General features: G+C 59.9%; 15 protein-coding genes. 10 read left to right on the plus strand and 5 right to left on the minus strand.

Features of this window, described 5'->3' with window-relative positions; translation table 11 throughout:
* Nucleotides 1–51 precede the first annotated feature (51 nt).
* The 5 genes from J2X43_RS25650 to J2X43_RS25670 all read right to left on the minus strand — a co-directional run bounded on the left by J2X43_RS25650 (nt 52) and on the right by J2X43_RS25670 (nt 3,305).
* Nucleotides 52–342: a Dabb family protein gene (locus J2X43_RS25650; RefSeq protein WP_310299085.1), complete on the minus strand. Its 291-nt coding sequence runs from the start codon at nt 340–342 to the stop codon at nt 52–54.
* A 25-nt stretch (nt 343–367) separates the two neighbouring features.
* A complete protein-coding gene (locus J2X43_RS25655) occupies nt 368–796 on the minus strand; it encodes an HIT family protein (protein ID WP_310299088.1) in 429 nt (142 codons plus the stop codon).
* 51 nt (nt 797–847) lie between these two features.
* Complete coding sequence (locus J2X43_RS25660; RefSeq protein ID WP_310299091.1) at nt 848–2,038, minus strand: GNAT family N-acetyltransferase; 1,191 nt, start codon at nt 2,036–2,038, stop codon at nt 848–850.
* 78 nt (nt 2,039–2,116) lie between these two features.
* Nucleotides 2,117–2,836 carry a glycerophosphodiester phosphodiesterase gene (locus J2X43_RS25665; protein ID WP_310299094.1) on the minus strand — a complete coding sequence of 240 codons (720 nt, stop codon included), beginning with the start codon at nt 2,834–2,836 and terminating at the stop codon, nt 2,117–2,119.
* A 1-nt stretch (nt 2,837) separates the two neighbouring features.
* Entirely contained in the window at nt 2,838–3,305 is a 468-nt protein-coding gene (locus J2X43_RS25670; RefSeq protein ID WP_310299097.1) for a RidA family protein, read from the minus strand.
* A 136-nt stretch (nt 3,306–3,441) separates the two neighbouring features.
* Between J2X43_RS25670 and J2X43_RS25675 the strand changes: the two genes are divergently transcribed.
* The 10 genes from J2X43_RS25675 (at nt 3,442) to bamA (ending at nt 13,925) form a co-directional block, all read left to right on the plus strand.
* On the plus strand, nt 3,442–4,281 hold the full coding sequence (locus tag J2X43_RS25675) for a cell envelope integrity EipB family protein (protein WP_310299102.1): 840 nt from the start codon (nt 3,442–3,444) through the stop codon (nt 4,279–4,281).
* Between the two features lie 47 nt (nt 4,282–4,328).
* Nucleotides 4,329–5,036, plus strand: coding sequence for a pentapeptide repeat-containing protein (locus J2X43_RS25680; protein ID WP_405049645.1), 708 nt, complete (start codon nt 4,329–4,331; stop codon nt 5,034–5,036).
* A gap of 209 nt (nt 5,037–5,245) precedes the next feature.
* Entirely contained in the window at nt 5,246–6,013 is a 768-nt protein-coding gene (gene rpsB, locus J2X43_RS25685; protein ID WP_112388105.1) for a 30S ribosomal protein S2, read from the plus strand.
* A 239-nt stretch (nt 6,014–6,252) separates the two neighbouring features.
* Nucleotides 6,253–7,179, plus strand: a complete 927-nt coding sequence (gene tsf / locus J2X43_RS25690; RefSeq protein WP_112388106.1) for a translation elongation factor Ts — start codon at nt 6,253–6,255, stop codon at nt 7,177–7,179.
* Nucleotides 7,180–7,274: 95 nt separating this feature from the next.
* Nucleotides 7,275–7,997: a UMP kinase gene (pyrH, locus tag J2X43_RS25695; protein ID WP_112388174.1), complete on the plus strand. Its 723-nt coding sequence runs from the start codon at nt 7,275–7,277 to the stop codon at nt 7,995–7,997.
* A gap of 53 nt (nt 7,998–8,050) precedes the next feature.
* Nucleotides 8,051–8,611: a ribosome recycling factor gene (gene frr, locus J2X43_RS25700; protein WP_112388107.1), complete on the plus strand. Its 561-nt coding sequence runs from the start codon at nt 8,051–8,053 to the stop codon at nt 8,609–8,611.
* 34 nt (nt 8,612–8,645) lie between these two features.
* Entirely contained in the window at nt 8,646–9,389 is a 744-nt protein-coding gene (locus J2X43_RS25705; RefSeq protein WP_112388108.1) for an isoprenyl transferase, read from the plus strand.
* Complete coding sequence (locus J2X43_RS25710; protein WP_310299108.1) at nt 9,389–10,225, plus strand: phosphatidate cytidylyltransferase; 837 nt, start codon at nt 9,389–9,391, stop codon at nt 10,223–10,225. The genes J2X43_RS25705 and J2X43_RS25710 overlap by 1 nt, the downstream gene beginning before the upstream one ends.
* Before the next feature lie 28 nt (nt 10,226–10,253).
* Nucleotides 10,254–11,387 (plus strand): RIP metalloprotease RseP, encoded by a 1,134-nt coding sequence (gene rseP, locus J2X43_RS25715; protein WP_310299115.1) that lies wholly within the window; start codon nt 10,254–10,256, stop codon nt 11,385–11,387.
* Nucleotides 11,388–11,582: 195 nt separating this feature from the next.
* Entirely contained in the window at nt 11,583–13,925 is a 2,343-nt protein-coding gene (gene bamA / locus J2X43_RS25720) for an outer membrane protein assembly factor BamA (RefSeq protein WP_112539799.1), read from the plus strand.
* Nucleotides 13,926–13,930 lie beyond the last annotated feature (5 nt).

The raw sequence follows: 13,930 nt of genomic DNA on the forward strand, positions 1-13,930 counted from the left end.
TTGAAAAAGGCCGCAGTGATGCGGCCTTTTTTGTGTCTGCTGGTGCGTGTTTCAGAGCGGCGCGTAGTCGATCTCCAGAAAGTCCTCGACCTCCGGAACCCAGCGGTCGCGCACGAAAGCGGTATGCGCCGGGTGGATATTGTAGGCGTCGTAGCCGGCCTGGTTCTCGAATTCCATCGAGAAGCCGAAGGTGAAGGCATTCTTGCCGCTGGTCTGCCGCAGTTGCTCGAAATTGCGCACGCTCGGAATGGCCGCAAGCGACAGTGCTTCGGTGAGGAAAGCCTTTTCCTCTGGCGAGCCGGCTGGATGCTTCAGGCGGAATGCCACCGTATGACGGATCATCTTTATCTCCAGGTTCTGCCGCGGCTCAGGCGAGTTCGGCTCTGATCTTCTCGGCATTCGCAGCCAGCACCGCACCGTCTTCCATCGTGCCAGAATGCGGCTTCAGCGCCACGCCTTCGTGGCGCGGGATGACGTGGAAGTGCAGGTGGAAGACGGTCTGTCCCGCGGCCGGTTCGTTGAACTGGCAGACGAAGACGCCGTCGGCATCGAAGGCATCCTGAACCGCATTGGCGATCTTCTGGACGACGGCGATCGCCTGCGACAGGGCGGCCGGATCGGCATCGAGAATGTTGCGGGACGGGGCTTTGGGAACAACGAGGACGTGGCCCGGGGCCTGCGGCATCACATCCATGAAGGCAACCGTATGGTCGTCTTCATACACCCGGTGCGAAGGGATTTCGCCGCGCAGGATCTTGGCGAAGATGTTGTTGTCGTCATAGGCGGCGCTGGTCATGGTGAAATCTCCTCGTGTTTGCAATCGGGTAGCGCGGTGACGGCGAGTGCGTCAATCCTCCTGCTGCCGCTCTCCCTTGCGGAACGGGCTGTGGTCGGTGAGGATTTCGTTCATGTGCTCGACATCCTCACGCTCGCGCTTGAGATAATCGGCGATCGCCCGGCGCAGACCGGCGTGGGCGACATAATGGGCGGAATGCGTTGTCACCGGCAGGTAACCTCTGGCGAGCTTGTGCTCGCCCTGCGCTCCGGCCTCGACGCGCTTCAGGCCCTTGGCGAGGGCGAAATCGATCGCCTGATGATAGCAGACCTCGAAATGCAGATAGGGGTGATCCTCGATGCATCCCCAGTGGCGGCCGTAGAGTGTGTCGCCGCCGATGAAGTTGATAGCGCCCGCCACATAGCGCCCCTCGCGCTTGGCCATGACAAGCAGGATATCGTCGGGCATCCGCTGGCCGATCAGCGAATAGAATTCACGGGTCAGATAGGGCCGGCCCCACTTGCGGCTGCCGGTATCCATATAGAAGGAAAAGAACTGGTCCCAGATCCGTTCGGTCAGGTCGCTGCCGGTCAGCCAGTCGATGCTGATGCCGTTCTCGAGCGCGGCGCGGCGCTCCTTCTTCAGTGCCTTGCGCTTGCGTGACGCCAGCGTTTCCAGGAAGGCGTCGTGATCGGCATAGCCTTCATTGATGAAGTGGAACTGCTGGTCGGTCCGATGCAGATAGCCGTCGGTCTCGAAGACTGAGATCTCATCCTCGGGCACGAAGGTGACATGCGCCGAGGAGACGCCGAGTTGACGCACGACTTCCTTCAGGCTCTCGGCAATGACGCTCTGGACCGGCCGCCGCTCGAATCCTTCGGCAACCAGCAGCCGCGGGCCGGTCGCCGGCGTGAACGGGATCGAGCATTGCAGCTTCGGATAATAGTGCCCGCCGGCGCGCTCGAAGGCATCCGCCCAGCCATGGTCGAAGACATATTCGCCCTGGCTATGGTTCTTGAGATAGCCGGGCAGGGCGCCGATCAGCTCGCCCTTTTCCGTCTCTAGAAGCAGGTGATGGCCGAGCCATCCGGTCTCTGCTGTTGCAGAGCCCGATTCCTCAAGCGAGGAGAGAAAGGCGTGAGACAGAAATGGATTGTAGGGGACGGCGTTTGCCGTTTTCGATGTCCCGGAAAGCCGTGACCAGCTCTCCGGGGAAATCGCGGTAAAGGACCGCTCGACGCGGATCGATAGTTCATCAGTCATGGAGCAAAAGACGAGGCCGTTGGGGGAGGAAAGTGGCTCTCTTCCAGTCTGCGCATGATCTTGTCCAAAAAGCGAGCATCAAACCGAAGCGCGGGGATCAAAGCCTTCAAAAGTCATTTGATCGGCATTTTCGAATGTATGCTTGCGGGCCTTCTCGTCGCGCACGGTCCAGGTGATCACAGGGATACCCTTGTCGCGCTGGCCGGAGATGAACGGGTTCGGCAGATCGGCGAAGAAATAGGAGATGAAGTCGAGGCCGAGCTCCATCGCCTTTTCATGAACCTCGAATTCCTCCGGCTTGTTGCCGCCAGCCGTCAGGCCGACGGGGTAGGGCGCCTTCAGTTCCTTCAGGTCGCGCAGCAGCCAGTGGTCGAAGCTCATCAGCGCAACCTTGCCCTGGTAGCCTTCCAGCACTTCGAGCACGGTTTCGGCAAAGCCTTCGTCATCGGCTTCACGGCCCTTGAGCTCGAGCACCAGCGGAACCTTGCCCTCAACGAGATCGAGCAGTTGCTTCAGCGTCGGGATCTTGTCGGCGGTGCCGCCGACGGAGAGCAGGCCGAGCTCCTTGGAGGTCCGCTCGCGGATATCGCCCGGCATGTTGCAGAGGCGCTCGAGGTTCTCGTCGTGGAAAACGATCGGAACGCCGTCGGAGGCATAGTGCAGATCGCACTCGATGGCGAAGCCCGCCTCGACGGCGCGCGAAAACGCCGTCAGCGTGTTTTCCCAGACGAGCTTGTTGGTATCGTGATAGCCGCGATGCGCGACAGGCAGTTCCTTGATCCAGTCGGCGGAGGTCATGTTATGCGATTTCCAAGATGGCATCGATTTCGACGGCGGCGTTGAATGGCAGCGCGGCCATGCCGACGGCAGCGCGGGCATGCTTGCCGGCGTCACCGAGAACGTTGGCGATCAGGTTGGAAGCGCCGTTGATGACGAGGTGCTGCTCGACGAATTCAGGCGCCGACGCGACAAAGCCGTTGAGCTTGATGACGCGCTTGATACGGCTGAGGTCGCCGCCGAGTGCGGCACTGGCCTGCGCCAGGATGTTGATGGCGCAAAGCTCAGCGGCGCGCTGGCCGGCTGCGACGTCGACATTCTTGCCGAGATGGCCGGTGACGGCGACCTTGCCGCCTTCCATGGGGAGCTGGCCGGAAATGTAGAGAAGGCCGCCGCTGATCACATAGGGAACATAATTGGCAGCCGGAGCAGCAGCTTGCGGCAGGGTTATCCCCATTTCCTTGAGTTTTGCGGCAATCTGGTCGGACATTTTCGCCTCCACTTTCATTGTCAATGCTTCAAAAATTATGCATCAAGACTAGAATGTTGCGTATGACAGCTTCCAGCCTCGATTTGGCCGAAAGCGTTCTTATAACATCGCGGCCGAGTCCAACAGGAGATAATGGATGTTCCGATCGAGTCTTGCCGCTCTGCTTCTCGCAAGCGTTTCCGCACCGGCCCTAGCCGCCGCGCCCGCGGCGGGCGCTGCGATCGCGTCGGGCCTCGTGGCGCATCGCGCGATCTACGATCTCGAACTCAAGGACGCATCCGAACGTTCAGGCATCGCCGGCATGTCCGGCCGAATGGTCTATGAATTCAACGGTAGCTACTGCGAAGGCTTCACCACGAATTTCCGTTTCGTGACGCAGATCGATACGGGTGAGAACACCCGGGTCAGCGACCAGCAGACCAAGACCTTCGAGAATATCAAGGACCGAAAATTCACCTTCGAGACAAAGTCCTTCACCGACGACCAGTTGGACAAGGAAGTCAACGGCGCGGCCAGCGACAAGCCGAATGGCGTGACCGTCGACCTGACGAGTCCGCAGACGAAGGAATTGCAGCTGGCCGAAAGCCGCTTCCCTACGGAACACATGCTCGACGTGATCGAGAACGCCAAGTCTGGCAAACGCTTCTTTGAGGCCCGCGTCTTCGACGGTTCCGATGATGGCGACAAGGCGCTGGCGACGACGACCGTCGTCGGCAAGCAGATCAGCCCCAAGGCGGGCGACGAGGCCGATGCCGGCAATGCCGGCGCCTTCGCCAAGCAGGCTTTCTGGCCGGTGACGATTTCCTACTTCAACGAGAACAGCAAGACGGACGCCTTGCCTGTCTACCGGATGTCGTTCAAGCTCTACGAGAACGGCATTACCCGCGATCTCACCATGGACTACGGTGATTTCGTCCTGACCGGCAAGCTCGCGAAGCTGGAAATGCTCGACAAGAAGCCCGAGACCTGTAAGTAGCTGATAGCCGCTTCAACGCGGCAGGTCTTTTTCCGGGGGAGGATGGCATGACCCGCATGCCAGTGAAAATGCTTGCTTCTTCGGTCATTGCGCTCGCAGCCTTCTGCGCAGCCATGCCGGCATTTGCTGCCGATTGCGGCGAGACGCCAGCGTCCGGCGTTGATTGGAGCAATTGCAACAAGAAGAACCTTATGCTCGAATCGAGCGACTTCGAAGGCGCCAACCTGGCCGATGCCGACCTGTCGCAAACGAGCCTCAAGGGTGCCAACCTGACATCAGCCAATTTCGAAAAGGCGACCCTGATCCGCGCCTGGCTCGAGAATGCCAAGGCCGACGGTGCGAAATTCGACAAGATCGAAGCCTATCGCTCGGTCTTCCAGAGCGCATCGGCGCAGAAGGCATCCTTCGCCGCGGCCGAGTTGCAGCGTGCCGATTTCACCGGTGCACAGTTGTCAGGCGCCAGCTTCGAGAAGGCCGAGCTTGGCCGCACCAACTTCGCGAAGGCGACGCTCAGCGAATCCAAGTTCGCGCTGGCAAACCTGTCGCGCGCCAATCTGGTTGGCGCGACGCTTGGCGGAAAGGTCAGTTTCGACCGCGCCTTCATGTATCTGACGCGCATCGAAGGCGTCGATCTTTCGACTGCGACCGGGTTGGAACAGGCGCAGATCGATCTCGCATGCGGCGACGCGACCACGAAGCTGCCCTCGGGGCTGAAGGCTCCCACAGATTGGCCGTGCCCCGCAGAGCCCAACTGATGCCGGTAAGGCCCGGCGCTCAGATCTCCGGGCGTCGGTTTTTTCGGAGAAACCCTTGCAATCGAGGTGAATCGACTGTAAGGGCACCCGCATTCCACACGTAAGGCATAGGACTGTCCGGGAGAAATCCGGATTGTTCCGCCCGGTGGCATTCTCGAAGAGGATGCTGTTCGCCTTGCGGAGGTTCAACCGGAAAAGGATAACAAGGCATGGCATTGCCCGATTTCTCTATGCGCCAGCTCCTCGAAGCAGGCGTCCACTTCGGCCACCAGACGCACCGCTGGAACCCGAAGATGAAGCCGTACATTTTCGGCGATCGTAACAACATCCACATCATCGACCTGGCTCAGACCGTTCCGATGCTGTCGCGCGCTCTGCAGATCGTCAGCGACACGGTTGCCCGTGGTGGCCGCGTTCTGTTCGTCGGTACCAAGCGCCAGGCTTCCGAGCTCATCGCTGACTCGGCCAAGCGTTCCGCTCAGTACTACGTCAACTCGCGTTGGCTCGGCGGCATGATGACCAACTGGAAGACGATCTCCAACTCGATCCAGCGCCTGCGCAAGCTCGACGAAATCCTTTCCAGCGACGCCTCCGGCTTCACCAAGAAGGAACGTCTGAACCTTGAGCGCGAGCGCGAAAAGCTCGACAAGGCCCTCGGTGGTATCAAGGACATGGGCGGCACGCCGGACCTGATGTTCATCATCGACACCAACAAGGAAAAGATCGCGATCGACGAAGCCAAGCGCCTCGGCATCCCGGTCGTCGCCATCATCGACTCGAACTGCGATCCGGACCTCATCGACTACCCGATCCCGGGTAACGACGACGCGTCGCGCGCCATCGCTCTCTACTGCGACCTGATTGCTCGCGCTGCCCTCGACGGCATTGCGCGTCAGCAGAGCTCCTCTGGCCGTGACCTCGGCGCTTCCTTCGAAGCTCCGGCCGAGCCGGCGCTCGATGAGACGGCTCAGGCCTGATAAACAAGCGGCGGATCTTGCGGTCCGCTTTGCTTGACTGAATTGGGAAAAGGCCGCGCGAGACTTTGCGAAGTTCCGGCGGCCTTGACCTTTTCAGGCGAAGGCATCCGCCATTGCCTGACATGTTTCGTTATGGCGCGTCATTCATCACGCTGTCATACATACAGGTACATTTCGTGCCTCAATCCGGTGCCGCACGCGTTTCGCGGGCCACCGTTGAACCGACAAAGAGGAAGCTTATGACCGAGATTACGGCTGCACTGGTGAAGGAACTGCGCGAAAAGTCTGGCGCAGGCATGATGGACTGCAAGAAGGCGCTGCTCGAAAACAACGGCGACATCGAAGCATCGATCGACTGGCTCCGCGCCAAGGGCATCTCCAAGGCTGACAAGAAGGCTGGCCGCGCTGCTGCTGAAGGCCTGATCGCCATCGCCGGCGCTGGCCACAAGGCCGTTGTCGTCGAGCTCAACTCGGAAACCGACTTCGTTGCCCGTAACGACGCCTTCCAGGACCTCGTTCGCGGTATCGCCAGCGTTGCGCTTGCGACCGACGGCACGGTTGAAGCCATCGCGGCTGCGACCTACCCGGCATCCGGCAAGCCGGTTATCGACACCATCAAGGACGCGATCGCCACCATCGGCGAGAACATGACGCTGCGCCGCTCTGCCAAGCTCGAAGTCGAGCACGGCGTTGTCGCGACCTACATCCACAACGCTGCCGGCGACGGCATCGGCAAGCTCGGCGTTCTCGTCGCGCTGAAGTCGGAAGGCGACAAGGCTGTCCTGACGTCGATCGGCCGCCAGGTTGCCATGCACATCGCTGCGACCAACCCGCTCGCCATCCGCTCTGAAGAAGTCGATGCCGCTGTCGCCGAGCGCGAACGCAACGTCTTCATCGAACAGGCCCGCGAATCCGGCAAGCCGGAAGCGATCATCGAAAAGATGGTCGAAGGCCGCATGCGCAAGTTCTTCGAAGAAGTCGCTCTTCTCTCGCAGGCTTTCGTCATCAACCCTGACCTGACGGTCGGTGCTGCTGTCCAGGCTGCCGAAAAGGAAGCTGGCGCCAAGATCGAAGTCGTCGGCATGGCACGTCTCCTGCTCGGTGAAGGCGTCGAAAAGGAAGAGAGCGACTTCGCTGCCGAAGTCGCCGCTGTCGCCAAGGGCTGATAGCCTCTCTTACATGTGAAAACGCAAGGGCATCGCGTGACAACGCGATGCCCTTCGTGTATCCGGCAGTCAGCGGTGATAAACGAGGAGCCAAGATGTCGCGAGAGCCTGTCTACAAACGCGTTCTACTCAAGGCTTCCGGCGAAGCCCTCATGGGCAGCCAGGGTTTTGGCATCGACGTAGCGGTCGCGGACCGCATTGCTTCCGATATCGCGGAAGCCCGCCATATGGGCGTTGAGGTCGGCGTCGTCGTCGGCGGCGGCAATATTTTCCGTGGCGTTGCCGTAGCCTCCAAGGGCGGCGACCGGGTGACCGGCGACCACATGGGGATGCTCGCAACCGTCATCAACGCGCTGGCGCTGGCAACCTCGCTACGCAAGCTGAATATCGACACCGTGGTGCTGTCGGCTATCGCAATGCCGGAGATCTGTGAAAGCTTCTCCCAGCGCGCGACGCTCTATCACCTGTCGCTTGGCCGCGTGGTGATTTTCGCCGGCGGTACTGGCAATCCCTTCTTCACCACCGATTCGGCTGCAGCACTGCGCGCCGCCGAAATGGGCGCAGAAGCGATCTTCAAGGGCACGCAGGTTGACGGCATCTATTCGGCTGATCCGAAGAAGGTCCCCGATGCGACGCGCTTTGACCGCCTGACCCACAAGGAAGTGCTCGACAAGGGCCTTGCGGTTATGGACGTGGCAGCCGTCGCGCTCGCCCGCGAAAATTCCATTCCGATTATCGTCTTCTCGATCCACGAGAAGGGCGGTTTCGCTGAAATCTTGACGGGCGGTGGTCTCAAGACCATCGTGTCCGACAACTGACAAAGACGGCGCCGCAGACACGGCGCGATTCCGACTGAGACGGGAGCATGACTATGAGCGAAGGCATCGACATCAAGGAAATCAAGCGCCGCATGGATGGCGCAGTTTCCTCATTCAAGAGCGATATCGCATCGCTGCGCACCGGCCGTGCCTCGGCCAACATTCTGGATCCGGTCACTGTCGAAGCCTATGGTTCGCGCATGCCCCTGAACCAGGTGGCCAACATCACCGTTCCCGAGCCGCGCATGCTGTCGGTCTCCGTCTGGGACAAGTCGATGGTCGGCGCCACCGATCGCGCGATCCGCGAATCGAACCTCGGTCTCAACCCGATCGTCGACGGCCAGAATCTCCGCATTCCGCTGCCTGAGCTCAACGAAGAGCGCCGCAAGTCGCTGGTCAAGGTTGCTCACGACTATGCCGAAAAGAGCAAGGTGGCGATTCGCCATGTTCGCCGCGACGGCATGGACGGCCTTAAGAAAGCCGAAAAGGACGGTGTCATTGGCCAGGATGAAAGCCGGGCGCAATCCGATCGTGTGCAGAAGATGACGGATGAGACGATTTCCGAAATCGATCGCTTGCTTGCCGAGAAGGAAAAGGAAATCATGCAGGTCTAGGCTTTCGCCTGCGCCCCAAGAGACCGGACGGGAAATGTCGGAACCAGCATTCGTGAGCATGCCAGAACATGTTGCCATCATCATGGATGGCAACGGCCGTTGGGCCAAGCAACGCGGCTTGCCGCGCGCCATGGGGCACCGCAAGGGCGTGGAGGCGGTCCGTGCGACCGTCCGCGCTGCCGGTGACGCTGGCATCAAGTATCTGACCCTTTTTGCATTTTCGTCCGAAAACTGGCGCCGGCCTGAGGCCGAGGTTTCCGACTTGATGGGCCTTCTCAAGGCCTTCATCCGTCGCGATCTCGCCGAGCTTCACTCGGAGAATGTCCGCATCCGCATCATCGGCGACCGCCACACGTTGCGCAGCGACATTCTCGACCTGCTGCTCGAAGCCGAAGAGACGACCAGCAACAATACTGCACTGACGCTGGTCATCGCTTTCAACTACGGCTCGCGCGACGAGATGGCGAGAGCCATGGTCAGCCTTGCCAAGGACGTTGAGGCCGGCCGTCTGCGGACGCAGGACATTACGCCAGCGCTGATCAACGCCCGGCTCGATACGGCGGGGATTCCCGACCCTGACCTGATCATCCGCACCAGCGGCGAAGAGCGGCTGTCCAACTTTCTGCTCTGGCAAGCCGCCTATTCCGAGCTGATTTTCGTGCCGGAATACTGGCCGGATTTCGGACGCGAGCTGTTCTATTCGGCGCTCGAGAAATACGCCGCCCGCGACCGCCGCTTCGGTGGACTGTCGTCGCAAGCCGCGGCAGTGGGTACTTGATGCAGCAGGAACTGAAGCTTCGCATCATCTCGGGCATCATCCTCGCCATCATCGTGCTTGCGGCGACCTGGTACGGTGGATTGGCGTTCCAGGCGTTGTCGGCGATGATCGGGCTGCTGATCTACTATGAATGGTCGACAATCACCCGCCTTAGCGCCGAGCAGCCGATTGCCAATGCCGCAGGCTGGGCCGGGCAGGGTGCGATCGCCCTCGCAATCCTCCTTGGCCGCTTCGATTGGGCCCTCGGACTTCTCCTGGCAGTTTTCATCGTCGCCATCGGCTTCACGCTGCTGCGTGGCGTCAGCCGCTGGTTTCCGGCAGGCGTCGTCTATGCCGGGTTGACGGGCATTGCGCTGGCTGAGATCCGTGGCGCCGATACAGGCGGCCTGCATGCCATGCTTTTCCTGTTTGCCGTGGTCTGGGCGACCGATATCCTCGCCTATTTCGTTGGCCGCGCAACCGGCGGGCCGAAGCTGGCACCGAAGATTTCTCCCGGAAAGACCCAGTCGGGCGCGATGGGCGGCGCGGTCTCTGCTGTGATCGCTGGCAGCCTGATTGCCTATTTCCTGGTGCCTGAGGCCGATTGGCTGGTTGCCGCTGCGGTCGCGTTCATCCTGTCGATCTGCAGCCAGGCCGGAGATCTCTTCGAATCCTTCATCAAGCGCCGCTTCGGCGTCAAGGATTCCAGCCGTCTCATTCCGGGACATGGCGGCGTCATGGACCGCGTCGATGGCCTGATTTTCGCCTGCTTTGCGGCTTTCTTGCTTGCGACGTGTTTTTCATTGATAAGAGGCGGCACAGCAGCGCCGCTTGGCGCGGCGTTGTTCGGACTTTGAATTCGCGGAAAGGCGGCGGAAGAAACTTATGGAAGGCTTGACCGGAATATTCGGCTTCCTGACGGGGTATATCATCCCCTTCGTCCTCGTTCTCTCGCTGCTCGTTTTCGTGCACGAGATGGGGCACTATCTCGTCGGCCGCTGGAGCGGCATCCGCATCCTGGCTTTTTCTGTCGGCTTCGGCCCTGAGATCATCGGATTCAGCGACCGCCACGGCACGCGCTGGAAGATCTCCGCCATTCCGCTCGGCGGTTACGTGCGGTTCTTCGGCGACGAGGATGCATCGAGCAAGCCTGATACCAGCGTTCTGAATGCCATGTCCGAAGAGGACAGGGCGCGGTCTTTCGCAGGCGCCAAGCTCTGGAAACGGGCCGCGACCGTGGCGGCGGGTCCGATCGCCAATTTCATCCTCGCGATCGCCATCTTTACCGTACTGTTTTCGATCTACGGCCGCTCGGTCGCCGATCCGGTCGTTGCCGAGGTCAAGCCCGAAAGTGCGGCTGCTGAAGCTGGTATATTGCCGGGCGACCTATTGATCGCCATCGATGGCGGCAAGGTCGAGACCTTTGATGACGTGCGCCGCTATGTCAGCATCCGTCCGGAGCAGAAGATCGTCGTCAGCATCGAGCGCAATGGCGAAAAGCTGGACCTGCCGATGGTGCCGAAGCGTACCGACATGACCGACCAGTTCGGCAACAAGATCGAGATCGGCCTGATCGGTATCGTCACCAATCAGGAAGTCGGCCATTTCCGCGTCCAGACCTATACTCCGGTCGCAGCCCTGAAAGAGGGTACGATCCAGACCTGGCATATCGTCACCGGTACGTTCAAGTATATTGGCAACCTGTTCGCCGGATACATGAAGCCCGATCAGCTGGGCGGCCCGATCCGCGTCGCTCAGGCCTCCGGCCAGATGGCGACGCTCGGCGTTGCTGCTTTGCTGCAACTCGCAGCAGTATTGTCCGTCTCTATTGGATTGCTTAACCTGATGCCTGTACCGGTACTTGATGGCGGGCATCTGATGTTCTATGCGATTGAAGCGGTGAGGGGAAAACCTTTGGGGTCCTCGGCTCAGGAAATTGCATTTCGCATCGGCCTGGCTATGGTGCTTTCGCTTATGGTTTTTGCCACCTGGAATGACATAAGCGCGCTAATTGGATAGCGCGTGCGGTGAGGGAAAATTACCGTTTATTTACGATGTTTCAAAGCTGTAGTGGCGAATGGGTCACGCTTCGAAATGAAGTAAACAGAAATTAACTTGCTACCTTGCTTGTATGTCAAAAGCGGGTAAAACGACACACGTGGCCGGAATCGGGTTCTCCCGGCGACGGGGACGAGAAAAAAGGTAATGGGTGAAATGAAGGCTGGTTCAAGATTTTTGAACGCAGTATCGGCGGTTGCGCTGTCTGCAAGTGTTGTGGCTTCCGGCGCAGGTGTCATTACAATCATCTCTGCGGGGGCGGCTGAAGCCGCAGTCATTCAGCGCATCGATGTACGCGGGGCAAGCCGCGTCGGTGCTGAGGCTGTGCGTTCCAACCTGACCATCGCACCAGGCAAGAGCTTCTCCAACACCGACATCGACGACTCGGTGAAGCAGCTCTACGGCACTGGCTATTTCTCCGACGTCAAGATTTCCGTCTCCGGCGGCACGCTCGTCGTGCAGGTTCAGGAAGCCCAGCTCGTCAACCAGGTAGTCTTCAACGGCAACCGCAAGGTCAAGGACGACAAGCTGGCCTCCGTTGTCGGCACGCACGCCTCCGGCCCATACAATGATGCGCAGATCCAGGCTGACATCGCCGCCATCAAGGAAGCTTATGCTGCCACCGGCCGTAGCGAAGTCAACGTCACGACGCAGGTCGTTCCGCTCGGCGAAGGCCGCGTGAACCTTGCTTTCGTCATCGACGAGGGTGACCGCACCAAGATCGATTCCATCAACTTCGTTGGTAACAACGCCTACAGCGCCGGCCGCCTGGCTGCTGTCATCTCGACGAAGCGTTCGAACTTCCTGTCGTTCCTGACGCGCAAGGACGTTTACAACGAAGACAAGCTGCACGCCGATGAAGAGGCGCTGCGCCAGTTCTACTTCAACCGTGGCTATGCCGACTTCAAGGTCGTCTCGTCCGACGCTCAGTTCGACGAAACCACGAACAAGTACACGCTCACCTTCAACATCGAAGAAGGTCCGCGCTACAATTTTGGTCCCGTTACGGTTCAGTCGACGGTCGATGGCGTCAGCGGCGAACAGCTGCAGGGCCTCGTCAAGACGCACGAAGGCGAAGTCTACAGCGCCAAGAGCGTTCAGCAGTCGATGGAAGCCATCTCCGACCAGGTCGCTTCGGCAGGTTATCCCTTCGCCCGTGTCACGCCGCGCGGTAACCGCGACCTCGGCAACAACACGATCGGCGTCGAATATCTCGTCGACCAGGGCGAGCGCGCCTATATCGAGCGTATCGAAATCCGCGGCAACAGCCGCACGCGCGATTACGTCATCCGCCGCGAATTCGACGTCTCCGAAGGCGACGCCTTCAATCAGCAGATGATCACCAAGGCGAAGCGCCGCCTTGAAGCGCTTGGCTTCTTCTCGTCCGTCAATATCTCGACGCAGCCGGGCAGTGCCGCTGACCGCGTCGTCGTTGTCGTCGATGTTCAGGATCAGTCGACCGGTTCGTTCGGTATCGGCGCCGGTTACGCCGCTGGTGGCGACGGCCTCATTCTCGAAGCCTCGATCGAAGAAAAGAACTTCCTCGGCCGTGGCCAGTACATCAAGGTTTCTGCCGGTGGTGGTCTCGAGGGATCGCAGAGCTACGGCCTGAGCTTCACCGAGCCCTACTTCCTCGGCTATCGTCTTGCGACCGGTTTCGACCTGAACCACAGCGAAACCTCGAGCAACGACAACTACGACTACACCGAAGACAGTCTTGTGCTGCGCGCAACAGCGCCGATCACCGAAGACCTGGCGTCGACCTTCCGTTACAACTTCAAGCGGATGGACTACGACTCCAGCGGCAGCGATCTGACCGATTTGTCCACGCCGTATCAGGATCTGGTCAACAACGGTCCTTGGATCAAGTCGTCGATCTCGCAGACTTTCACCTACAACACGCTCGACGATATGACGTTGCCGCGTGAAGGTATCTACGCAACCTTGACCAACGAAATCGCTGGCCTCGGCGGTGACTCGCAGTTCTACAAGGTTTACGGCAAGGCCCGCTATTACCATCTGCTTGCTGACGATGCAGACATCATCGGTTCGCTCGCCGCAGGCGCTGGCTATGTTGTTGGTTTCGACAAGAACCTGAATATCTTTGACCAGTTCACCCTGGGCAACAGCGATATTCGTGGCTTTGAAAACAAGGGCATCGGTCCGCGGATGGGCGGATCTCAGCCAGACGATCCGCTCGGCGGCACCACGTACTTTACTGTGTCTGCTGAAGCGTCGTTCCCGATGCCGGGCTTCCCGCGTGACTTCGGCCTGCGTGGTGCAGTGTTCGCGGACGCCGGTACGCTTTTTGGTAACGATGTGGACGTCGGCAGTGCGACCGTCGATGGTGATAACGCAGCTCTGCGCGCTTCCGTCGGCCTTGGCCTGATCTGGCAGTCGCCTTTCGGTGCACTTCGCGTCGACTATGCGATCCCGGTCGTCAAGAAGGACTACGACAAGACGCAGTACTTCAAGTTTGGCATCAACAACCAATTCTGATATCG

Origin of the sequence: Rhizobium sp. BE258 (genome assembly GCF_031457345.1) — a bacterium.
Lineage (GTDB): Bacteria > Pseudomonadota > Alphaproteobacteria > Rhizobiales > Rhizobiaceae > Rhizobium.